Source organism: Hyunsoonleella ulvae (assembly GCF_016827605.1).
GTDB classification, from domain to species: domain Bacteria; phylum Bacteroidota; class Bacteroidia; order Flavobacteriales; family Flavobacteriaceae; genus Jejuia; species Jejuia ulvae.
This window is the reverse complement of record NZ_JAEPJQ010000001.1, coordinates 602,262-623,772: the sequence shown is the minus strand read 5'-3', so window position 1 is coordinate 623,772 and position 21,511 is coordinate 602,262. Positions and strand designations below refer to the sequence as shown.

Here is a 21,511-nt window from a genome sequence, read left to right as displayed (position 1 = left end):
TGTTGTAAATTTTAAAAGGGTGTAAAATTAGTTTTGATAAATAGTTTCAAGAAGGTTTTCCAATTCATGGTGCTTTAAATGTTGATCAACAACCTTACCTTCAGGATCTAAAACATAGGTTGTAGGTAATTGCTTTACTTTATAAAGGCTCCTAATTTCAGAATTTTTAAAACCTTTTAAATCCGATACTTGTACCCAAGGAATTTTATCTTCTTCTATGGCTTTTACCCACTTTTCTTTATTCTCATCAAAGGATATTGAAATGATATTGAAGCCTTTATCTTTATATTTTTCATACAAGGGAATAATATTTTTATTGGCTACTCTACATGGAGCACACCAACTTGCCCAAAAGTCTATAAGTGTATACCCTCCTTTAAAATCTGCGAGAGTGTATACTTTTCCGTTTGGGCTTTTTAGCGAAAATGCAGGCGCAGTTTTACCTATTATTCTGTTTGCTTCTATGGTTTTTAGTTTATCGCCAATAAAATCTAACATAGGATTTCCTTTGTGTGCATCAATGTTTACAATATTAAAAAAGTCTTTTAGTTCTTGATAACTTAAAATAGGACCAAGTCTGACTAAATCTTTCAATAAGTAAAGCGATATGTAAGATTCTGGATGGGTTCGTATATAATTTTTTTTAATGTTTAATTGCTCTGTAAAATATTTGGTCGATAGTGTATTAAGCTCTGCTTTGGTTAGTGTTGTGTCTTGCGATATTTTACTTAATTTTTCATTTAGCGGATTAAGTTTTTTTAATAACTCGTTGTATTTATATTGTAATGAGTTTTCTGGTGCTTGAATTAAAGCTTCCTTGTTTTCAATATGAAAGGTGTAATTTAAACCAGGTTCATAAAAAAATAAGGGTGTTGACACCTTACGATCATTCGTTCTAAGTTTTAAAAGTTGTTTGTTTTTAAAAGAAAGATTAAAACTAAAGGTTTGGTTTACTACGCTAGTTGAATCTAAAATGGTATAACCGTTTTCCAGACCAATTAGCTTTATTTGCTGTACGTTGTCATTATCGGTTATTTTGCCAATAAGATTAGGTTTTATAGACGGTTTACAGCTAGTAAATAAAAGTAGTATAAGCAGTGAAGCATTTAGTATTTTCATGGGGTTTCTTTTTTATAAATGATTCCAGATTTAATGGAAAGATGTAGGTCTTTTAAGTTTTCTATATTATTTATAGGATTTTTATTGAGGACAATTATATCTGCTTTTTTCCCATTTTCTATAACGCCTCTATCTGTTAATCCAATACTTTCGGCTCCTATTTTTGTGGCGCTGTATAGTGCTTCTTCTGTAGTAAATCCGCATTTATCAATAAGTAATCTTAATTCTTTATAAAAAGGAATTTCAGGTTCGTATATATAGGGCCAATCGGTTCCTACACTTACTTTAACTCCTAGTTTATGTGCTCGTTGTGTAACGTTTACACCATTGTGCATCCTGTTGTTTTCTGCTATATAGTTAGTCGCATCAAGAATAACATGGTTATCCTTCATGATGTATAATAAACTATCCAGCTTATCATAATTAATATCTTTGGCTAAATCTGCTCGGGTTATAGTGCCAGTAGTATTTAATCCATACATCATATCCCAAGCATGAGACATGGTATTCACTTTTGCTGTTGCAATTTGTAATGGAGAAGCTGGAAATACTGCAGCATGACTCCAAGATTGAAGCCCTTGTTTTTTTGCTTCTTTAACTATTTTTGTAACTAACGAAGGTTTTAAGTTTGCATAAATTTTAATACCCGTAACACCAGCTCCCTTTGCTCTAGCTATTGCCAAAGGCATGTTTGTTGAATCTACAATGGTTTGCGCCCAAGGTCTGTCTCTTTTGCTTCTAGTATTGGTTGAATAACTTCGTATCATACCAAAATACTTTGGTCCTGCAAATTGTGAAGCATAAAAAATTGAAGGCGCAGGGATTTGATTTAAATCGCTTGCTCTGGCATAATCTGAAAGAATAATGGCATTTCCTGCCATATCACGTACCGTGGTAATGCCAGAATACAACATTTTATTTAATTGCTTTTCCATAAAAGCATTGTTCTCGTTTCTGCCTTCTTTAGGAGCTGTGGCTAAATGTACATGCGTGTCTATTAAACCAGGTAAAATATACTTTCCGTTGAGGTCTATAACTTTGGCATTGTCATAAGTTTTGGCATCATTTAAGTAGTTTACTTCTTTAATGTTATCCTTTTCAATAACAATGGTTCCTTTTTTAATGAAGCCTCCTTTAGGAGTTAGGTTTATAATAAACCCGTTTTTTAAAACCAATAAAGAGTCCTTTTTTGCTTGATACTGCCCATAAGATTTGTTAATACCAATACATAGCAAAAGGACTAAACTTAGTTTCAATATTTTTTTCATTCTATATAATTTATATCAGGGAGACTAAAAAAATAAAGGTGGTTGATTAATGGTACCACCTTTATTAATTGAAGACTAACTCAAAAAAAAAATAAAATTTTATTTAGTACACCTCTTAAATTATTTAGGGTTTCTGCTCATATATTTATAAACCCTATAAATTAAAAAGCAGATGAACAATAGCCCTAATAGGTAAAGAGCTTGCCATAAAAGTAAATTCATATTAATATCCATCATTTTGATCTAAACCAGATCTGTCTATTTCTAGTTGCGGAATTGGTAAGGCAAAACGATCCGCATTTGGAGCTAATGATGTACCGTCTGGTCTTGTAAACCCAAGTCCCAGTCGTTTTAAATCGGTAAATCTAAAACCTTCAAAAGCAAGTTCACGTCTGCGTTCATCTAAAATTTCATTTGATAGATCGCTACCTACATAATCACCCAAGCCTCTAGCATTTCTTAAAATATTTAAATGATTTAATGCCATACCTGCATTTCCTGTTTTGTCAAAGGCTTCTGCAAGAATTAGGTGTAATTCTGGAACGCGAATCAATTTAATATCTATTGCCCCTGGATTAAAAGTAGCTGCATCGGCAGTTCTGGTACCAGCATGCTTTATGGGATAAAAAGCTCCTGAGCCAAAGGGCTCTGGTTCAAAATAAGTAGCAAACCTAATGTCATTGGTTTGATCGTAAAGATTTATAAGGTCATCAGACACAAAATACGGAAAACTGAAAAATAAAGGTATGGATAATAAGGCGGCGTTAAAGCTAACATCCGATTCTTCAAAGCGAATTCTGAAAATGATTTCATTTGAATCGTCCTGCTGCCATTGATTTTGTAAGGCTGTAGCATCGGTATCAAGCATATACCTGCCATCTGTTAAGGCACGCTCCGCATAGGTAATGGCATTAGAAAAATCGTTTGTTTCGTGATATACTCGAGCCGTTAATGCTTCAATAGCTGTTTTAGACATTCTATAAGAATTAACATCGTTTTCAGCCAAACTTGCTGCTTCTAATAAATCGTTTAATACAAAATCTATTACCTCTTGATTCGTGTTTCTAGGCTTTGTATCTAGAAGTGCCTCCGTTTCGAATTTGTATGGAATTGCTAAAGCGTTAGCATCTGTATTATAAGCTGGTGCAAAGAAGCGATACAAGTTATAATACAACATGGCTCTAATACCAAGTGCTTCTGCGAGAAAAGCATCTTTGTTAGCTAAACTACTTGTCCTCGCAACTTTTATAATAGCATTAACGTTATTAATCGCTTTATAAGACTCTCTCCAAAACCCTTCAATTTGAAATGTCGTAGCATCATACGCTAATGGATAAATATCAGCATGAGTATTTTCAAAAGTAAAACCATTAGGATCTCCCGCAATGATATCATCATTTATGGCTTCCGGAATAGAGTAAATGCAAAAGTTATATCCTAAAAAATCTTCTTGCATGATACCGTAAACCCCATCAAGAGCAGTCCTAAAACCACCTTCTGTTTGAAGCAAATTTTCTGGAGATACTTCATCAAGTGGTTCTTTCTCTATAATATCATCAGAACAGTTTGTAAGTCCGATGGTTACTGAAAATATAAATATAAATTTTATGATTGTTTTCATGGTTTTTTAATTAAAAGTTAGCATTAATACCAAAAGAAAATCCTGTATTAATAGGTGCGGATAAGCCGATACCTCCACCTGCTGAGGCAAACTCAGGATCTATATAATCCACATCTGTAATAGTAAGGATGTTTTGGGCTTGGGCAAAAACCCTTAAACGCTCGATACCTATTTTCTTTGAAACGGTTTTATTTAACGTATAGCCTATAACAATGTTTTTAAGCTTTATGTAACTAGCGTCCTGCACGAATTGAGTAGACTGCTCGAAATCTGAAGTTAATATCCTTGTTGTAGGCCTTCTAGAGTCAACCGTTCTAACCGCAATATTTGTTTGATCGCCAGGATTTTGCCATGCGTTTAATACATCAATATGTTGATTTAGATTTACATTATTATATAAGCTGTGCAAGCCAGTATTTAAAATATGATTGCCTCCTGAAAATGAAACTAAAAAAGAAGCATCGAAATTTTTAAAAGTAAATGCATTGGTTACACCACCATGATATGTTGGTATTGCGGTTTTATCGCTTGCTTCTCTTAATTCTGTAATTTCGTTTCTGTTACCGCCACGGCGATTTGTGTCATAATCTATAAGATTCCCGTCGGTATCTCTATATTGGTTAAAACCGGTGTCTGGATTTACGCCCGCCCAATCTACAAGATATAATGCGTTTATAGGACTCCCTGGTTTGTAAGCTACATTACCTCTTAAGATGAGGTCTCGATCTTCAACCAAAGAAACTACAGTTCCTTCGTTAGTTGAAAACGTAATATTAGTCCTCCATGTAAAATTATCATTTTGAACATTGATGGTGTTTAATGCAATTTCGAAGCCTTTATTTTCAAAATTACCAATATTAGCGTCCAAGAAGTCAAATCCTGACGTTAGCGGTGTGGGAATTTGAGCGAGTAAATCCTTAGTGGTTCTGATGTAATAGTCAAAAGAACCGCTAATTCTATTATTAAACAATCCAAAGTCCAATCCGAAGTTGGTGTTCTCATTTTTTTCCCAGGTTAAATCAGGATTAGCTCCTCTTGATAAGGTAGGGACACCAGCATCATCATAGTTAAATCTATATTGATAGAGGGATTGAGAGGAGAAGTTTCCAATAAAATCGTTACCAGAAGTTCCTGTAGTAAAACGTAATTTTAAATTGTTTATCGTTTCACTTTCTTTAAAAAGCGTATTGTGAAGATTCCAGGAAGTACCGATAGCCCAGAAATTGGCATATTTATTATTGTCTCCAAATCTGGATGAACCGTCTCTTCTGTAAGATAATGACAAGTTGTATGTATTGTTAAAAGAATAATTTAACCTTGAAAAATAAGAAATAGACCCGGCATGTGTTTCAGTATCAAAAATTGTTGGAGGATTGGCTGCTGCACTTAAAGTTTGAACTGCATCAGACTCGAAACCTCTGCCGATTCCTGTAAAACTTGATATTTCATTTTCATTAAATTCATTACCTAATAGAAGATTGAAATTATGTTGATTAAAAGTTTTATCAACGGTCGCCATAAGTGTTGCCGTATAGTTGTTGTTATCACCATTAGATAAATTTAGTTCTCCACCTTCGACAATCTCGTTTTCATAGGTAGTATTCTTGGATGTGTTATAATTGGCTCCTAAAATACCGTTTAAGGTTAACCACTCTAAGGGTTTATATATTAAATTAACACTTCCACCAATATTTTTTCTTACTGATCTCGTACTCGTATTGTCTCTTACAAAAAGAGGATTCAATGGTTCGCCTCCACCGTTTGTTAAAAAAGAGATTAATCTTGTGGGGTTTCCAGAATCATCAAATGCTTGTTCCCAAGGGTTTAATAAAAAAGCATTAGAAAAAGGGTTACCTACATCACGTCTGTCTTGATTATTAACATTTCCAAAATTTCCGGACAAGGCTAATTTTATTTTTTTGCTAAGCTCAAAATCTGCCCGCATTGTAGCCGTGTAACGTTCATATTCACTACCAAAAATATTATCGACGTTGCTGTAGGATATGGATGTGTAGTAGCTTGAATTATTACCGCCACCTGAAATCGCAATATCATGATTCTGGCTCACTTCATTACTTACTAACAAATCGGTCCAATTAATATCATTACCTGAATTTCTGCGTTCATCCAATAATGCCGCATCCGAGTCGTAAAAACCTAAAGATTCCTCGTAATCAAGTTTTTGAGAGGCGTTCATGAGATCATCAGTAAATGATGTGTTAGGGTTATTAAAACCTAATCTTGTATTTACAGCAACTTGTAATTTGCTATTTTTTGTTCCTCTTTTAGTGGTAACTAAAATAACGCCATTAGAACCTCTGGAACCATAAATAGAAGTAGCCGCTGCATCTTTTAAAACACTAATGCCTTCAATATCATTAACATTTAGAGCAGATGAAGCCAAACCTGCTGGCATTTGAACACCATCTATAACTATTAGTGGTTCGGTATCCGCATTTATAGAGCCAACACCTCTAAGAAGAATGGATGGAGGCGTATCTGGATTGGAAAAGCTTTCCTGTACAAGTAAGCCTGGTACAACACCAATTAAAGCATCAGCAAAAGATACATTTTGAGTGGTTTGTAATACACCTATATCAACCTTATCTACTGCTCCAGTAAGTTTTTCTCGAGATTCGCTACCGTACGCTACAACAACAACTTCATCCAGTTTAGAAGCATCTTCTTTCATGGTAATGTTAATTGTGGTTTGATCCTCGATAACAATTCTCTGTGTGAGAAAACCAACATAACTAAATTTAACAATATCATCTTTTTGAACCGCTATTTCATATCCACCATCAAAATCGGTGGTTGTTCCTCTAAAGTTATTGTTTTCATCGCGATGTACTAAGATGGTAACGCCAGGTAATGGCACGCCATTTTCGTCGGTTACCTTTCCAGAAATTGTTCTATTCTGGTTTACAGGAGGTCTTTCTTTTAAAATAATTGTTTTATCTGCTGTGAGTTCGTAGAGATAATTGCTAAAAGAGAGGCATCTAGAGAGTAAGTCGTGCGCCGTAATAATGCCTTTGTTTAATTTAACGCTAGGCGCGTTTTTAAAGCTTTCTGTTCGATAAACAAACCGATAATCTGTTTCTTTTTTTATCAATTCAAAAACATCTATAACCGACAGTTCCTGGTCATGATCAATGTTTATTTTAATATTTTGAGTAAACCCAGTAATAGGGTTTAAACCAAATGTTAATGTGCAACATAAAAGAACGAATAATCTCATAATCCAAATAAAGAGTACTTTCCTAATATAAATAGGAACTCTAGTAAAATTAATTTCCATAAATTTGCTTGTTTTAAGTTAGTTATACTTCATAATTAATTAACACTTAAGAGAGACAGAGATTGGTACGGTAGGATGTCTAAACTCTGCTCTCTTTTTTATTTTACCGTAACTGTTTTTTCTGATACTTCGAAGCGTACGGCAGCATTCGAGTTTTCAATCATTTTTAAAATATCTTTAATATTCTGGTCTTTTGAGAAAATACCTCCAAAAAGGTCTTTTTCTATAGCTTTATTTTCAAACAGCACATCAAAATCATACCATCTGGATAGTATGGTCATAATATCTTTAAGAGGTTTATCTCTAAAACTGAAGATACCTTCTTTCCAAGAAACTTCATTGTAGATATCAACTTTTGAAATTTCTATGGTTTCATTTAGTTTATTGAAATTTGCTTGCTCACCTGGAGCTAATACTTTAATATTATTTTTTGTATGTAATGCTACTTTACCTTCAACCAGTGTGGTTAAAATTTGATAATCGTCCTTATATGCTTTAATATTAAATTCGGTTCCCAAAACCTGAACTTCTTGTGTTTCATTAATTACTTTAAAAGCAGAACCATTATGGTTTGTACTAGATGACACATCAAAATAAGCTTCACCATAAACTAATTCAACTTCTCTGGCCTCTCCATCTATAAAACTTACAGGATATTTAAGTTTAGATTCAGAATTTAACCAAACTTTTGTGCCATCAGATAATTCAATAAAAAATTTTCCGCCTCGAGGAATAGTTAAATAGTTATATACTAATTGCTGGGAAGAATTATTATAAACAATGCTCTCACCATTACTAGTAGCATTTTGAGTTTGAAAAGAGACGCCTTTAACTAAAGCAACTTCCTCTCCAGTTTCCATAGTTAGGATTGCCTTATCTGTGCCGATTTTTATTTGATTATTTACTATTATTGATTCTTCAACTTGAGAATTATTATTATTAAAAATAAAAGTTAGTGATATTAAAAGTGCTATTGACGCTGCGATTGCGCCATATTTAATGAAGCGCACCTTTTTAACTTTGGAATTATTTGCAATTTGCCTTTTAATTTCATCTAAGGAAGACTCCCTGTTAAAAGGTGTTTTTAAGTTTATTAAATAATTAACTTTAATATACTCATCAAAGTAGGCTTTATTGTTTACATTATTTAACCACGCTTTTAAATCTAAAAGTTCCTGATGAGAAACATCATTCTCTATAAATTTAACGATTAAATGGTCTATTTGCTTTTGATTCATTATTTGGTGCTTTTAGTATTATGTCTTCAACAATTGCAAAAACCCTCCATTTTTATTTAAATTTACTTAGTTTTACCCACAATATTTTATGTAAATGGATCAAAAGAGTGAAGATTTAAGTGTTATTTTAAAATCTTTAAAGCAGGGGAACTTAAAATCTTACGAAACTATTTATAACAGGTTTTATGATGAGCTTTGCATATATGCTCTTAAATATACGCCTGATCGTGATTTAATCCAAGATATTGTTCAGGATACTTTTTTAGATCTTTGGAATCAACGAAAAAAATTGAAAATTAAATCTTCACTTAAAGGCTATCTATACAGAATTGTTTATTACAAACTTATGGACGCCTTTAAAAATAACTCTAAAGAAAATGATGAGTATTTGTCTTTTTATCAATCCTCTGTAAAAGAAGCAACAACTGCTATAGAGGAAGATGACAATTATAAAGCTGAACTATTAGCAAAGCTGGACTTATGCCTTAATAAACTGCCTAAGAGATGTAAAAAGGTGTTTTTGGATAAAAAGATTTCTGGTTTAAAATATATTGAAATATCTAAAAACTTAGAAATTTCTATTAAAACGGTTGAAGGTCATATTAGAAGAGCATATGCTTTAATAAAAGTGTGTATGCACGAGTTGAATGTTTCCTCATCTTAATTGAGTACCATAATATTGTATTCTAATATGACTTTAATTGCTGTTGTTTTAAATTTGGCAGCATAAACTTTATAAAACCTTTATTGTTTTTTAAAAAAGATTAATTGATTGGTTTGAGAATAGGCTAATGTTCTGTATTCGCTTTATCTAAATGGATAAGGCTTTTTTATTTTCAAATATGTATATAAATAAAAAAACCACCCAAAAGGTGGTTTTTAAAGTTTTTAAAGTGACTTAGTTACTTATGATTAGTGACTCGCCTTTAATTTTTCTGCTTCTTTCTTTACGGCGTCGGCAGCATCATCAGCAGCTTTTCCAGCAGCATCAACAGCTTTATCTACTGTTTCTCCAGCTTTTTTAGCTGCGTTATCTACAGCTTCTCCCGCTGCTTCAACTGCATTTTCTCCAGCTTCCTTTGCAGCGTCTACTGCACCTTCAACGGCATCACCTGCCTTTTCAACTGCTTCTCCCGCAGCATCAACAGCATCACTTGCAGCTTCTTTAGTAGCTTCTGCAGCATTTTCTACAGCTTCTTCTACAGATTCCGCTTTTTTAGTATCTCTACAAGACGTGAAAGACATTCCTAATGCTAATAATAAAGCTGTTCCTAAAACTAATTTTTTCATTTGTTGTTATTTTTAGTGTTAATTATTTAGTAAGCCTTTTGATATCAAATAATTAAAAAGCATACAGTTTGTTTTGATTTTTCGTTAAGAAAAACACCCTAATATACGCAAATACTCTAGTATTTGGATGACGGCACCACTATTTTTCTTTACAAACTTCAAGTTTTTAGACCCTAAATCTTTACGATAGTCACTGTTTTCAAGCAATTTTATTAATGTTTCATTGAATTCTGATTGGTGCTTTACAGAAAACATTCCTCCATTGTTAATAAGCGCTTTTGCTTCGGGGAATTTTTCATGATTAGGTCCAATTAGTATAGGTACACCAAATACTGCTGGTTCAAGAGTGTTATGTAGGCCTGTTGTTCCCATGGCCCCACCAACATAGGCTATATCGGCATAACTATATATTTTTGATAAGTAACCAATGGTATCGATGATAAATACATCATAAGTGTCTAAAATTTGCTCTTCCATTTTAGAATACAGAATGGACTTCGCATTAGTTTTTGAGATAAAACTATTGATGTGAGAGGTTTTTATATTGTGAGGCGCAATAATATATTTTACATCGGCATACAGTTTATCATTAATAAAACTGGTAAACAACGCTTCATCTTCAGGCCATGAGCTACCAACTACTACGCATAGTTTGTCGTTTTTAAACTTTTCAATAAAATCAAGGGTATTGTTTTTGAGTAATTGATTGCCTACCCTGTCATATCTTGTATCCCCTGAAACGGTTACATCTTTATAACCTACGGATTCTAAAAGTGTTTTAGAGTCCTTGTACTGAACAAAAATATGGTTAAAGGCAAAAAGTGCTTTTTTAAATAGTTTGCCATAAGGCTTAAAATAGATTTGATTACGCCTAAAATTTGCAGAAATCAAAATGGTATGTGTCTTTTTTTCCTTTAGTGTGTTTAAATAGTTAGGCCAGATGTCATATTTTACAAACACTGCAAGGGTAGGTTGTAGTAACTCTATAAATCGCGTTGCATTTTTTTTAGTGTCTAAGGGTAAATACACAACTACATCAGCGATCGGGGAGTTTTTTCGTATTTCAAAACCTGAAGGAGAGAAAAAACTCAATACAATTTTATAGTTGCTATGCTGTGCTCTTAGTTTTTCAAAAACAGGTAACCCTTGTTCGTACTCACCAAGGGATGCACAATGAAACCAGATGGTTTTGTCTGTAGCTTTAACTTGTTGTTTTAGAATATGAAACGTGTGTTTTCTTCCTTTAACACCTAATTTAATTTTGGTGTTAAACAGTGCTACGATTTTTAAAATAAAACCAGTAAAATAAATGCCTATACTATATATAAACTGCAAGCTCGTTATCTTTCTCGCTAAAATACATTTCTTTAAAAGAAATCAATGAATGGCTTTGATGAATTTTGTAATTTTGTTAGCCGAAACCTCAAGTCGGGTATAATTAAAATAGGGTCGTGAAATTTTTTATAAGACTCTAAAATTTTGAATATGAAGAAAATTCAAATGGTAGACCTTAAGGGTCAGTATCACGATATAAAAGATATTGTAACTACTTCAATCAATAATGTAATAGAGAATACTGCTTTTATAAACGGACCTAAGGTTCATGAGTTTCAAAAGAATTTAGAAAATTATTTAGGGGTAAAACATGTAATCCCATGTGCTAATGGTACTGATGCCTTGCAAATTGCTATGATGGGGCTGGGTTTAAAACCTGGAGATGAGGTAATCACTGCAGATTTCACTTTTGCGGCTACTGTTGAGGTTATTGCATTGCTCAATTTAACTCCAGTTTTGGTGGATGTAAATGTAAATGATTTCAATATTGACATTGAAGCTATAAAAAAAGCAATTACTCCTAAAACCAAAGCAATTGTTCCTGTGCATTTATTTGGACAGTGTGCTAATATGGAAGCTATCCTAGAGATTGCACAGGCACATAATTTATATGTTATTGAAGATAATGCTCAAGCCATAGGTGCTAACTACAGGTTTAAAGATGGAAGAAAAGCTAAAGCTGGTACAATAGGGCATGTGGGAGCAACTTCATTTTTCCCATCAAAAAATCTTGGAGCTTACGGTGATGGTGGTGCCATTTTTACTAATGATGATGCTTTAGCACATACTATTAGAGGTATAGTTAACCATGGTATGTATGAGAGGTACCATCATGATGTGGTTGGTGTTAACTCTCGTTTAGATAGTATGCAAGCAGCAGTTTTAGATGCAAAGTTGCCTAAATTAGATGCTTACAATAAAGCTAGGCAAACAGCAGCGAGAAAGTACAATGAAGCTTTTAAAGATATAAAACAAATCGTTACTCCCAAGTTAGGAAATGGTTGTGGTAAGGATATTTGTGAAACATGTGATTGTCATGTATTTCATCAATATACCTTAAGGGTAATCGATATAGATAGGGATGCGCTTGTAAAGCACTTAAATGAAAAAGGAATTCCATGTGGTGTGTATTATCCAATCCCGCTTCACAAGCAAAAAGCATACGTAGATAGTAGGTATAAAGAGATGGATTTTCCAGTAACCAATCAATTGGTACAAGAAGTTATTTCTTTACCTATGCATACTGAATTGGATAACGAACAAATTGAATTTATTACATCAACCATAATAAAATTTATAAATGAGTAAAATACTAGTAACAGGAGGTTTAGGGTTTATTGGCTCCCATACAGTTGTAGAATTACAAAACGAAGGTTATGAAGTTGTTATTATAGACGACCTATCGAATTCCTCGGAAAACGTACTTGAGGGCATTACTGCTATAACAGGAAAGAAACCCGTTTTTGAAAAAATAGACTTAAAAGAAAAAGTGGATGTTGAAGCTTTTTTTGCTAGACACAACGATGTGGTTGGTGTAATACATTTTGCTGCAAGTAAAGCCGTAGGAGAGAGTGTGGAGGAACCATTACTTTACTATGAGAACAATATTTCTACCCTGGTTTATATATTAAAAGAGTTAAAAAAATTACCATCTGCTAGTTTTATATTTAGTTCTTCGTGTACCGTTTATGGGCAAGCAGATGAGTTGCCAATTACCGAAAATGCTCCTGTTAAAAGAGCAGAATCGCCTTATGGTAACACAAAACAGATTGGAGAAGAGATCATACAAGATAGTTGCAAAGTTATTCCAACACTTAAAGCTATCGCACTTCGCTATTTTAATCCTATTGGAGCACATGAATCAGTAGAAATTGGAGAGTTGCCTATGGGAGTGCCTCAAAACTTGGTACCATTTATTACACAAACTGCAATTGGTTTAAGAGAGCAATTGTCTGTTTTTGGAGATGATTATCCTACGCCTGACGGTACCTGCATTCGTGACTATATTCACGTGGTAGATTTAGCAAAAGCTCATGTTGTTGCGCTCAATAGGTTAGTACAAGGTAAGAATAAAGAAAATTATGAAACCTTTAATCTGGGAACAGGTAAAGGGAGTTCTGTGCTAGAGGTTGTTGAGTCGTTCGAGCGCGTTTCAGGAAATAAATTAAATTACAAAATTGTAAGTAGAAGGGAAGGTGATATCACTGCTGCCTATGCAGATACAACTTTAGCCAATGATGAATTGGGCTGGAAAGCAAAACTTTCATTAGATGATGCCTTGCGTTCTGCATGGAATTGGGAGCAAAAAGTTAGGTCTTAATTGCTGTAACTCTTATCGTATAGATTCAAGTCATTCTTTTAAAGGATGACTTTTTTATTGTTTTATAACATGATATTTAATGCTTGTCAAGGATGAATAAGGCATAGTTCCTTTTACCCAATAGAGTATTAAACTGATAACAAAAAAAATCTGAGATTAAAAATTTTAATCTCAGATTTACATATTTTAAACTTTAATATTAGTTTGTCTCTTTCTTTTTCTTCAGCATCATTACCACCAAAATTATCATTCCAGTAGTTACTGATAAATCTGCTAAATTAAAAATACCTGTTCTTATGGTATCCGTGATGTGTATGTAAAGAAAATCGGTTACGCTACTGTAAGCGAAACGGTCATATACATTAGCGATACCGCCACCAATTATACTTGAAAAGGCAAATAATGACCAATTATCAAGAGTTTTATCCTTAATGATATGACGAAGGACCAACCCCAGAACAATAACCGGTAATATCAGTAATAATATTAGTTTTAAGGTGTCATTTAATTCACTGCCCATCCCTAAAAAAGCTCCCTCGTTTTCAACATTCATCAGTTGGAAAAAGTCTCCAATAATGGGTGTGGAAGATCCTTTCTCAACATACATTCTAACCATAACCTTTGAAATTTGATCAACGGCAATAGTTAGAACAATTGTAATAAATATGTATGCGGTACGACGTGTAAGTTTCATCTAAGAAATAGCTTCAAAAGTTGCAGATTCGGTTTGAGCTTCTCGGTTAATTTTTTTAACTAACCCTTGTAGCACTTTACCGGGGCCTACTTCAGTAAATAAGGTAGCACCATCAGCAATCATTTGTTGTACAGACTGTGTCCAACGTACAGGAGCTGTAAGTTGGGAAATTAAGTTGGATTTAATTTCGTTTTCATCGCTTACTGCACTAGCAGTTACATTCTGGTATATATGGCAGTTTGGTGTATTAAATGAGGTATTTTCAATGGCTGAAGCAAGCTCCTCGCGAGCAGGCTCCATTAAGGGGGAATGAAACGCACCGCCCACGGGCAACACTAAGGCACGACGAGCACCTTCTTCTTTTAAAGTTTCGCAAGCTTTGTTTATAGCTTCTATTTCTCCAGAAATTACTAATTGGCCGGGGCAATTATAGTTAGCTGCCACAACAACACCTTCAGTTGTAGCACATACCTTTTCAACAATATCATCATCTAAACCTAAAACAGCAGCCATAGTACTTGGTTGTAATTCGCAAGCTTTTTGCATTGCCATTGCGCGTTGAGAAACCAGTTTTAGTCCATCTTCAAAATTTAATGTGCCATTGGCTACCAGTGCAGAAAATTCTCCGAGAGAATGCCCTGCAACCATATCGGGCTTAAAATTATCTCCTAGAGTCTTTGCCAGAATTACAGAATGTAAAAATATAGCAGGTTGGGTAACCTTAGTTTCTTTCAGGTCCTCAGCTGTTCCTTCAAACATGATATCAGTAATAGAAAAACCAAGAATGTCATTAGCCTGTTCAAATAATTCTTGAGCAAGGGATGAGTTTTCGTAAAGGTCTAATCCCATTCCTGAGAATTGAGCACCTTGACCTGGGAATATATATGCTTTCATAAATTTATCAAATAATAGCCGCAAAAATACAACTTAAATTGATAAAATTATTTCATTTATCATTTTGTACGCGTTTAAAGGTAACGTTGCTTTAAAATATTTAGATGATGTATGGCATGCCCTATTATTGTAAAGCCATAAGCACCTGCACTAATTTTTATGTTTGAGCATATACCTGTTTGATGTAATGTTGATGTATTTAAACTTTCAAATAGCGCTATCGTTCCCTGTCTTACTAATCGAAATTCATTAAGTAAACTATCAATGGTACGACTATTAGCTTTGGAATGCTTCGCATATTGATTTTCATCAAACCCCATGATGTTTTGAGGCTCACATCTTGAAATAACCAGCACACGATAAGAAAAAATACGTTCGGTATCTATAACATGCTGTAATAGTTCTTTTGGTGTCCACTTTTCACTTTGGTAACGTAAGTTTTGATGTTCTATTAAAGCTTCTTTGTAACTATCAAAAAGCGAGATATTGTTCTTTAATCCGTTTAAGAGGTCAATATCATTATCAACAAGTTTAATATACCTATCGTAAAATTCTGGTATAAATTTTAAATCTTTTACTTGCATCAATTCAAGGTTTGTGAGTTATATAATAATCAGTAATGTGCTGTGGTATGTCTACACCCTCTGTTAAAAGTGTATCGTTTATTGGAGCTTCTGCTATTTGTTTTATAGGGATAACACCAGCCCAAATAGGAAGGGAGAGATCCATTTTTTCGTCATTAACACCTTCAGCTCTAACTTTGGCTGATGCCGTTTGTATTTCGAGTTCTAGAACTAACGTGTTATTAAACTCTTTAGAATTCATAGTACGTAAACTATCCCACCTATTTGGGATCATATAGTCCATTACACATTTCAAAGCAGCCTCTTTAGTTTTAGAATTTTCAATTTTTCGCACAGAGGTAAAAAGGGTTGCCGATCTGTAATTTACAGAGTGATGAAACCCCGAACGTGCCAACACTAAACCATCTAAATGCATTATGGTTAAGGTTGCTTCTTTGGCCTCTAAAAGCGTAAGTAGCATTCTGTTTTTAAGAGAACCGTGAAGATATATTTTATTTTCAATTCTTCCGTATGCCATTGGTACACATATGGCTTTTCCGTGGTAATTGTATGCTACATGAGCAATAAATCCAGAGTCTATTATTTTGTTGATTTCCTCTATCTTGTACATAGCTCTGTTAGGGCCTCGTTTTACTTTGTTTAGGTCCGACACATTGTAAGTAGACATAACTGTTAGTTTTTGATGAATGATTGTATATGAAACAAAATTAGTAGTTTAGTGGACTATCTAATTGGTCCAGTTTTAATTTTTTTAATAGTCCAGATATGATTCCTTACAAAACTCTGTTGAAAATAGACAGAAATAATAAACAAGCATTGTATATACAGTTAACCAACCAGTTTATAGATTTAATAAAGTCTAAAACATTAACAGCTAATGCCAAATTACCGAGTAGTAGATTTTTATCAGAACTCCTAGGGGTACACAGGCAAACAGTAGTGGCTTGTTATGAAGAATTAAGTTTACAAGGTTGGGTAAAAAGTATAGTAAAAAAAGGGACCTATGTGAATGAGAATATACCTGTGTTGCAACAAAAATGGGTAGATGGTGCGGTTACTGCCAAAGCAGGACAATCAGGTTTTCAGTTTTTTAAGTCTTCATTTTTAAATAGAAGTTTTCCTCAACATCTTGATAAAGACTATATGTATGTAAATGATGGAGTTTCTGATGAGAGGTTAGCGCCTGTAAATGAGATAGCTACACTATATAGAAAACTGTCAAGTAAAAAGTATGTACTGGATTATATGGGATATGGTACCACTTACGGAAACATTACATTGCGTGAGGTTTTGGTAGATTATTTAAATACTACAAGAGGCTTAAATATTACCATTGATAACATTTTAATTACTAGAGGTAGCCAGATGGGCATGTTTTTGGCGTCGCAATTATTAATTGATACTACTGGTTATATCGTGATTGGAGAAACCAATTATAGTTCGGCCGATACTACTTTTCAATATGCAAATGCTAAATTATTACGTGTTAGTGTTGATAAAGATGGCTTAAGTACCAAAGAGGTTGAGGCTCTTGCAAAGATGTATAATATAAGTGCTGTGTATACCACGCCACATCATCATCATCCCACTACGGTAACGTTATCTGCTCAAAGACGCATACATCTTCTAAACCTTTCTAAAGATTATGGCTTTGCCATTTTAGAAGATGACTACGATTATGATTTTAATTATAATCATGCTCCTATTTTACCACTGGCTAGTCATGATGTGAATGGTAATGTAATTTACGTAGGTTCGGTGTGTAAAACAGTAGCTCCTGTTTATAGGGTAGGGTATTTGGTGGCTTCTAAAGATTTTGTAGACGAATGCGCTAAATTGCGTCGCTTTGTTGATAGGCAAGGTGATGCTATTTTAGAACTTACTTTTGCCAAGTTTATTAAGGAGGGGAGTTTGGATAGACACATCAATAAGGTGTCTAAAGTATATAAAACACGAAGAGACTTTTTTTGTAAACTTTTAAAATCTGAATTGGGAGACTATTTGTCCTTCCAAATCCCTAAAGGCGGTATGGCAATTTGGGCTACGCTTAATAAAAGGTACTCTTGGGATAGTGTTGCCAAAATAGCATTAAAGCACAAATTAGTTTTTCTTGAATGGCAGCGATATGATATGGCTCATCTAAATCACAACGCTATAAGAATAGGGTTTGCCTGTTATGATGAAAACGAAGCCACAGATTTTGTAAACAGGTTAAAAAGCACGATGTTAGAACTGTCTAGGGATTGCCCTTAAATTAAGCCTTTTCATAGGTGATAAAAGAGAACTCGTACTCATGATCGGCATCCTTTTTATTAAAGACGTTATTTGTTTCTTTCCAAGTAGACATGTCTATATTAGGAAAGAAAGCATCAGCCTCGAAATTTTTATGTACGCGAGTTAATTCAATTTTATCAACTAAATTTTTGTCTAGAGCTTGCTTGTATATTTGCCCGCCACCAATTATGTAGGGTTGTGTATCCTTTTTTGAAGCATCAATGGCATCTTCAATAGAATGCACAACAATAACGCCTTCTGGGGCTTTATAATCTTGTTGGCGTGTAATTACAACGTGGGTTCTGTTTGGGAGTGGTTTAGGGAAGCTCTCAAAGGTCTTTCTTCCCATTATAATGTGGTGCCCACTGGTTAATTTCTTAAAACGTTTTAAGTCGTCACTTAAATGCCAAATAAGTTTGTTGCCTAGGCCTATGGCGTTATTTTCAGCAGCTGCAACAATTATAGTAAGCTCAGATGTTTTTTTAGGAGCTGTTTGTTTCGCAGGATTTAATTCATTAAACACCTCACTTTTTGCTTTAAGTTCTTCCTCTTTTCTAAAACTTTCCTTTAATTTATCTATGCGCTGTTGTTGTTTTGATACTAGTTTTTCTAATTGTTTCTGCTCCCAGGCTTTTCCCATAAACTTGTTCGTGACAAATACATTAAACAGGTGGTATAAAAGCAGGAAAAACCAGATTAAAATAGCATATACAAACCAACTAATGCCAGCAATGGTAAAATCTTTTCCAATACCTAAAACGGTATTGGCAACAATTAGTAACACGCAACCTATTAAAAACAATACAAAGTGCGCATACAAGCGTTTTTTTTGTTTAATGCGTTTTTGCGCATTTTCAATTAGTTCTAGTTGCGCCTTGTCAATTTGTGGTGGTTGTTTTTTCTTGCCGAACATATCGTTGATTAAGAGTGTAAAGTTAAAGTTTTTTTAGAGAAAGAGATAATTGAAATACCGAAAACGTTTTAGTTTGGAAACCTCTGAAAATCAGTGGTAAAACAATTATTTTTATTGTTAATCCCTTAATTTTGCTCTTGGTTTTTTCTCATACTATAAATTAAATAGAGTGCATATTAACAAATTGATAATTCTTTCGATATAAGCGCTTTAAATGCATGTATCAACACAATCTTTTATAAATTTGCTGCATAATTAAACACTTATATTATGGCTATTAAAAAACAGTATTTAAAGAGTAAACCTATATGTAAAGTAACTTTTTCAATTGAAGCACCTGAAGCAAAAAAGGCTATTTTAGTGGGGAGTTTTAACGATTGGAACGTTAAAAAAGCACCGCTTAAAAAATTGAAAAACGGTACATTTAAGGCTACTGTAGATTTAGAAAAAGATAACTCTTATGAGTACAAGTATATTGTAGATGGTGAGTATGTAAATGATACTGCTGCTGATGCTTATGCTTGGAACGATTTTGCAGGTGCTGAAAATAGTGTTGTTACTGTATAAGTTTAAAAAACAGGTTAAAAAAAGCGCTTCCTATTGGAGGCGCTTTTTGTTTGAACTTTTTTGATAGCTAATAAATTACGGCTGGTATTAAAACTTATAGCTTAAACCAAGCGTCCAGTAGGTTTGTATATCATTGTCAACACTGTCAAACGTTTCTCCAGCATTGCCTAATATATTTCTAGAGTAGTTTAAGGCTTCTTGCTTGTTGTTTCTTAAACCAAAATCAAAACCAACACCAATCATTTTCCAAAGCGTGTAGCTAAATGAGTTGGTCCAGGTCCAGTTAGATAAATCACTAGATTTGTAACTTTGAAAAGCAGATAGGTTTGTTTTAAAAGCTACTGCACCAATTTGTCTTGTATAATCAGCAACAATTTTAGCACCTAAAGATGATTCGAAAATAGTATCATCATCAGCAAATACAAAGTTGTAGTTTAATGGGTGTACAACCACTACTAAGTTTTCAATTGGAGTCCATGTGGCACCGATACCAAGGTCTAAATATCCAGGATCGTTAAAGTTATTAAGTATGGTTGTTCTATATTCTAATAAAACAGAAGCTGCTAAATTTTTAGCAATGTTTCTACCATAAAGCGATGATAAGTTAAATACGTCAGTAGTAGGTTCAAAATCGTCACTATCAAGAGGATTGTCTTTATTGTCTAGTTTTACCCAACTTAAGTTTGTAGTTAAAGAATTTCTCCAAAAGAATTTTTCTTGTATTAAGTTAGCGAAACCGTTAAAGGTAAATCCAATATTTCCAGAGTTGTTATTGGGAAATCCTTGTGCATACCAGTTATTAAACCCAGAAATACTTCCTCCAATAACACCAAAAGCACCAGTTTTCCATCCGGGAAGGGCGTCAATTTTAGCTTGAATAGCATTGGCTTCAGCTTGTGCTGCATCTGCTTCTGCTTGTTTTTCTGCTTTTTGTTTTTCTAATTCTTCTTTTGTTTGTGCTTCTATTACAGAAACACTAAGTAGTAAAATTGCGAAAAATAATAGTTTTTTCATCATTTGTTAGTTTTTAGAATGTGGGCAAATATATATTAATTTTAACAAATGTTAATTCAAAAAAACTTTTGAATAACACTATGCTTTAGACGCTTTTAAAGTAATAAAGTCACATATTTTATTTCTTCTTGTAAAGAGGAACAGAAGAGCAAGCTTCTCCGTACATAATAGATCTTGCTACGGGTTTTAGCTTATTAGATAGCATAATATAAGCATTTTGGGGTACTGGTTTGTTAGAGCAACCTTTTATAATAATAGGTTTGCCTACATATTCTGAAATATCTAGATTGGTGATAATATCTTGATAGATTGATGTTTCTAATTGTTCTAAATTGCCAACAATTATCTTTTTTGCGTAAGGTTCTAAATTGATGCTTAATAGCATATATGCCCACCCGGGAATAATAGCATCTGTGCTGCATGTTAATACCACGTAAGTATCCTCGTAAACACTCCAATCAAATTCTAAAACTTGTTGCCTGAAGTCTTTTTCACGAAGTACAAACCCTTCGAACAACCAATCTTTAATATCAAACAATACACGCTTGCCTTCGGGATAAAAATCCTCAAGGTCTAAGGTTACTAATTTGCTATTCGCTACGCGATTTATAATTTCGTCTGGCATAGTAGAGCAATTAATATGAAATTTACTGATTATTGTATTTTTTAAACTAAAAACTGAATTAAAGCATTCCTAGTTCCAACTTCGCTTCTTCGCTCATCAAATCTTGAGACCAAGGTGGATCGAACGTAATTTCTACCTCTGCATCGTTTACATCATTTAAAGATTTTACTTTTTCTTCAACTTCTAAAGGTAAAGTTTCTGCTACGGGACAGTTAGGCGTTGTTAACGTCATTAATATTTTAACATCGTAATCTTCATTGACAAATACGTCGTAGATTAACCCCAATTCGTAAATATCTACTGGTATCTCTGGATCGTAAATCGTTTTTAAAACGTTTACTATTTTTTCGCCTAATTCGGCTGTATCTATTTCTTTACTCATTTTCTTTAATTTCTTTAATCGTTTATTTGTTTAAATGTTTAATTGTCGCATCAACGATTAAACGAATCAACACAT

At 33.7% G+C, this 21,511-nt stretch carries 20 protein-coding genes; 5 read left to right on the top strand and 15 right to left on the bottom strand.

Going from position 1 to position 21,511, the window contains the following annotated elements; genetic code table 11:
• Positions 1–27: 27 nt before the first annotated feature.
• The 5 genes from JS605_RS02950 to JS605_RS02930 form a co-directional block, all read right to left on the bottom strand.
• Positions 28–1,119, bottom strand: coding sequence for a TlpA disulfide reductase family protein (locus tag JS605_RS02950; protein ID WP_203256183.1), 1,092 nt, complete (start codon positions 1,117–1,119; stop codon positions 28–30).
• Complete coding sequence (locus tag JS605_RS02945) at positions 1,116–2,387, bottom strand: amidohydrolase family protein (RefSeq protein WP_203256182.1); 1,272 nt, start codon at positions 2,385–2,387, stop codon at positions 1,116–1,118. The genes JS605_RS02950 and JS605_RS02945 overlap by 4 nt, the downstream gene beginning before the upstream one ends.
• A 223-nt stretch (positions 2,388–2,610) precedes the next feature.
• Entirely contained in the window at positions 2,611–4,008 is a 1,398-nt protein-coding gene (locus JS605_RS02940; protein WP_203256181.1) for a RagB/SusD family nutrient uptake outer membrane protein, read from the bottom strand.
• Between the two features lie 10 nt (positions 4,009–4,018).
• Positions 4,019–7,306 carry a SusC/RagA family TonB-linked outer membrane protein gene (locus JS605_RS02935; protein ID WP_203256180.1) on the bottom strand — a complete coding sequence of 1,096 codons (3,288 nt, stop codon included), beginning with the start codon at positions 7,304–7,306 and terminating at the stop codon, positions 4,019–4,021.
• 98 nt (positions 7,307–7,404) lie between these two features.
• The gene (locus JS605_RS02930) at positions 7,405–8,544 is read right to left on the bottom strand and encodes a FecR family protein (protein WP_203256179.1); all 1,140 of its coding nucleotides are present in this window, start codon (positions 8,542–8,544) and stop codon (positions 7,405–7,407) included.
• 94 nt (positions 8,545–8,638) lie between these two features.
• Here JS605_RS02930 and JS605_RS02925 point away from each other — a divergent pair, with 94 nt between their 5' ends.
• On the top strand, positions 8,639–9,208 hold the full coding sequence (locus JS605_RS02925; protein WP_203256178.1) for an RNA polymerase sigma factor: 570 nt from the start codon (positions 8,639–8,641) through the stop codon (positions 9,206–9,208).
• 248 nt (positions 9,209–9,456) lie between these two features.
• Here JS605_RS02925 and JS605_RS02920 read toward each other — a convergent pair whose 3' ends face one another.
• Positions 9,457–9,834 carry a hypothetical protein gene (locus JS605_RS02920; RefSeq protein ID WP_203256177.1) on the bottom strand — a complete coding sequence of 126 codons (378 nt, stop codon included), beginning with the start codon at positions 9,832–9,834 and terminating at the stop codon, positions 9,457–9,459.
• An 84-nt stretch (positions 9,835–9,918) separates the two neighbouring features.
• On the bottom strand, positions 9,919–11,169 hold the full coding sequence (locus tag JS605_RS02915) for a 3-deoxy-D-manno-octulosonic acid transferase (protein ID WP_203256176.1): 1,251 nt from the start codon (positions 11,167–11,169) through the stop codon (positions 9,919–9,921).
• 150 nt (positions 11,170–11,319) lie between these two features.
• On the opposite strand from JS605_RS02915, the gene JS605_RS02910 reads away from it, so the two are divergent.
• Together JS605_RS02910 and galE are read left to right on the top strand one after the other, a co-directional pair.
• On the top strand, positions 11,320–12,477 hold the full coding sequence (locus JS605_RS02910; protein ID WP_203256175.1) for a DegT/DnrJ/EryC1/StrS family aminotransferase: 1,158 nt from the start codon (positions 11,320–11,322) through the stop codon (positions 12,475–12,477).
• On the top strand, positions 12,470–13,489 hold the full coding sequence (galE, locus tag JS605_RS02905; RefSeq protein WP_203256174.1) for a UDP-glucose 4-epimerase GalE: 1,020 nt from the start codon (positions 12,470–12,472) through the stop codon (positions 13,487–13,489). The genes JS605_RS02910 and galE overlap by 8 nt, the downstream gene beginning before the upstream one ends.
• Positions 13,490–13,688: 199 nt before the next feature.
• Here galE and lspA read toward each other — a convergent pair whose 3' ends face one another.
• The 4 genes from lspA to JS605_RS02885 form a co-directional block, all read right to left on the bottom strand.
• Positions 13,689–14,183 (bottom strand): signal peptidase II, encoded by a 495-nt coding sequence (gene lspA, locus JS605_RS02900; RefSeq protein ID WP_203256173.1) that lies wholly within the window; start codon positions 14,181–14,183, stop codon positions 13,689–13,691.
• Entirely contained in the window at positions 14,184–15,077 is an 894-nt protein-coding gene (gene fabD / locus JS605_RS02895) for an ACP S-malonyltransferase (RefSeq protein ID WP_203256172.1), read from the bottom strand. It abuts the gene before it with no gap.
• Between the two features lie 74 nt (positions 15,078–15,151).
• The gene (locus tag JS605_RS02890; protein ID WP_203256171.1) at positions 15,152–15,661 is read right to left on the bottom strand and encodes a DinB family protein; all 510 of its coding nucleotides are present in this window, start codon (positions 15,659–15,661) and stop codon (positions 15,152–15,154) included.
• Between the two features lie 4 nt (positions 15,662–15,665).
• The gene (locus JS605_RS02885; protein WP_203256170.1) at positions 15,666–16,328 is read right to left on the bottom strand and encodes a pyridoxamine 5'-phosphate oxidase family protein; all 663 of its coding nucleotides are present in this window, start codon (positions 16,326–16,328) and stop codon (positions 15,666–15,668) included.
• A gap of 98 nt (positions 16,329–16,426) precedes the next feature.
• On the opposite strand from JS605_RS02885, the gene JS605_RS02880 reads away from it, so the two are divergent.
• Positions 16,427–17,914 (top strand): aminotransferase-like domain-containing protein, encoded by a 1,488-nt coding sequence (locus tag JS605_RS02880; RefSeq protein ID WP_203256169.1) that lies wholly within the window; start codon positions 16,427–16,429, stop codon positions 17,912–17,914.
• A 1-nt stretch (position 17,915) separates the two neighbouring features.
• On the opposite strand, the gene JS605_RS02875 is transcribed toward JS605_RS02880, so the two are convergent.
• The gene (locus tag JS605_RS02875) at positions 17,916–18,848 is read right to left on the bottom strand and encodes a dihydrofolate reductase (RefSeq protein WP_203256168.1); all 933 of its coding nucleotides are present in this window, start codon (positions 18,846–18,848) and stop codon (positions 17,916–17,918) included.
• 270 nt (positions 18,849–19,118) lie between these two features.
• On the opposite strand from JS605_RS02875, the gene JS605_RS02870 reads away from it, so the two are divergent.
• Positions 19,119–19,415 (top strand): isoamylase early set domain-containing protein, encoded by a 297-nt coding sequence (locus JS605_RS02870; protein ID WP_203256167.1) that lies wholly within the window; start codon positions 19,119–19,121, stop codon positions 19,413–19,415.
• 87 nt (positions 19,416–19,502) lie between these two features.
• Here JS605_RS02870 and JS605_RS02865 read toward each other — a convergent pair whose 3' ends face one another.
• The 3 genes from JS605_RS02865 to JS605_RS02855 all read right to left on the bottom strand — a co-directional run bounded on the left by JS605_RS02865 (position 19,503) and on the right by JS605_RS02855 (position 21,436).
• Positions 19,503–20,429, bottom strand: coding sequence for a DUF3078 domain-containing protein (locus tag JS605_RS02865; RefSeq protein WP_203256731.1), 927 nt, complete (start codon positions 20,427–20,429; stop codon positions 19,503–19,505).
• Positions 20,430–20,547: 118 nt separating this feature from the next.
• A complete protein-coding gene (locus JS605_RS02860; protein WP_203256166.1) occupies positions 20,548–21,054 on the bottom strand; it encodes a DUF2480 family protein in 507 nt (168 codons plus the stop codon).
• Positions 21,055–21,112: 58 nt separating this feature from the next.
• The gene (locus JS605_RS02855; protein ID WP_203256165.1) at positions 21,113–21,436 is read right to left on the bottom strand and encodes an SUF system Fe-S cluster assembly protein; all 324 of its coding nucleotides are present in this window, start codon (positions 21,434–21,436) and stop codon (positions 21,113–21,115) included.
• Between the last annotated feature and the right edge of the window lie 75 nt (positions 21,437–21,511).

Excerpts from the sequence above, each read along its gene's own strand:
- JS605_RS02950 (WP_203256183.1), bottom strand. The coding sequence starts at position 1,119 with ATGAAAATACTAAATGCTTCACTGCTTATACTACTTTTATTTACTAGC.
- JS605_RS02945 (WP_203256182.1), bottom strand. The coding sequence starts at position 2,387 with ATGAAAAAAATATTGAAACTAAGTTTAGTCCTTTTGCTATGTATTGGT.
- JS605_RS02940 (WP_203256181.1), bottom strand. The coding sequence starts at position 4,008 with ATGAAAACAATCATAAAATTTATATTTATATTTTCAGTAACCATCGGA.
- JS605_RS02935 (WP_203256180.1), bottom strand. The coding sequence starts at position 7,306 with ATGGAAATTAATTTTACTAGAGTTCCTATTTATATTAGGAAAGTACTC.
- JS605_RS02930 (WP_203256179.1), bottom strand. The coding sequence starts at position 8,544 with ATGAATCAAAAGCAAATAGACCATTTAATCGTTAAATTTATAGAGAAT.
- JS605_RS02925 (WP_203256178.1), top strand. The coding sequence starts at position 8,639 with ATGGATCAAAAGAGTGAAGATTTAAGTGTTATTTTAAAATCTTTAAAG.
- JS605_RS02920 (WP_203256177.1), bottom strand. The coding sequence starts at position 9,834 with ATGAAAAAATTAGTTTTAGGAACAGCTTTATTATTAGCATTAGGAATG.
- JS605_RS02910 (WP_203256175.1), top strand. The coding sequence starts at position 11,320 with ATGAAGAAAATTCAAATGGTAGACCTTAAGGGTCAGTATCACGATATA.
- galE (WP_203256174.1), top strand. The coding sequence starts at position 12,470 with ATGAGTAAAATACTAGTAACAGGAGGTTTAGGGTTTATTGGCTCCCAT.
- lspA (WP_203256173.1), bottom strand. The coding sequence starts at position 14,183 with ATGAAACTTACACGTCGTACCGCATACATATTTATTACAATTGTTCTA.
- fabD (WP_203256172.1), bottom strand. The coding sequence starts at position 15,077 with ATGAAAGCATATATATTCCCAGGTCAAGGTGCTCAATTCTCAGGAATG.
- JS605_RS02890 (WP_203256171.1), bottom strand. The coding sequence starts at position 15,661 with ATGCAAGTAAAAGATTTAAAATTTATACCAGAATTTTACGATAGGTAT.
- JS605_RS02885 (WP_203256170.1), bottom strand. The coding sequence starts at position 16,328 with ATGTCTACTTACAATGTGTCGGACCTAAACAAAGTAAAACGAGGCCCT.
- JS605_RS02880 (WP_203256169.1), top strand. The coding sequence starts at position 16,427 with ATGATTCCTTACAAAACTCTGTTGAAAATAGACAGAAATAATAAACAA.
- JS605_RS02875 (WP_203256168.1), bottom strand. The coding sequence starts at position 18,848 with ATGTTCGGCAAGAAAAAACAACCACCACAAATTGACAAGGCGCAACTA.
- JS605_RS02870 (WP_203256167.1), top strand. The coding sequence starts at position 19,119 with ATGGCTATTAAAAAACAGTATTTAAAGAGTAAACCTATATGTAAAGTA.
- JS605_RS02865 (WP_203256731.1), bottom strand. The coding sequence starts at position 20,429 with ATGAAAAAACTATTATTTTTCGCAATTTTACTACTTAGTGTTTCTGTA.
- JS605_RS02860 (WP_203256166.1), bottom strand. The coding sequence starts at position 21,054 with ATGCCAGACGAAATTATAAATCGCGTAGCGAATAGCAAATTAGTAACC.
- JS605_RS02855 (WP_203256165.1), bottom strand. The coding sequence starts at position 21,436 with ATGAGTAAAGAAATAGATACAGCCGAATTAGGCGAAAAAATAGTAAAC.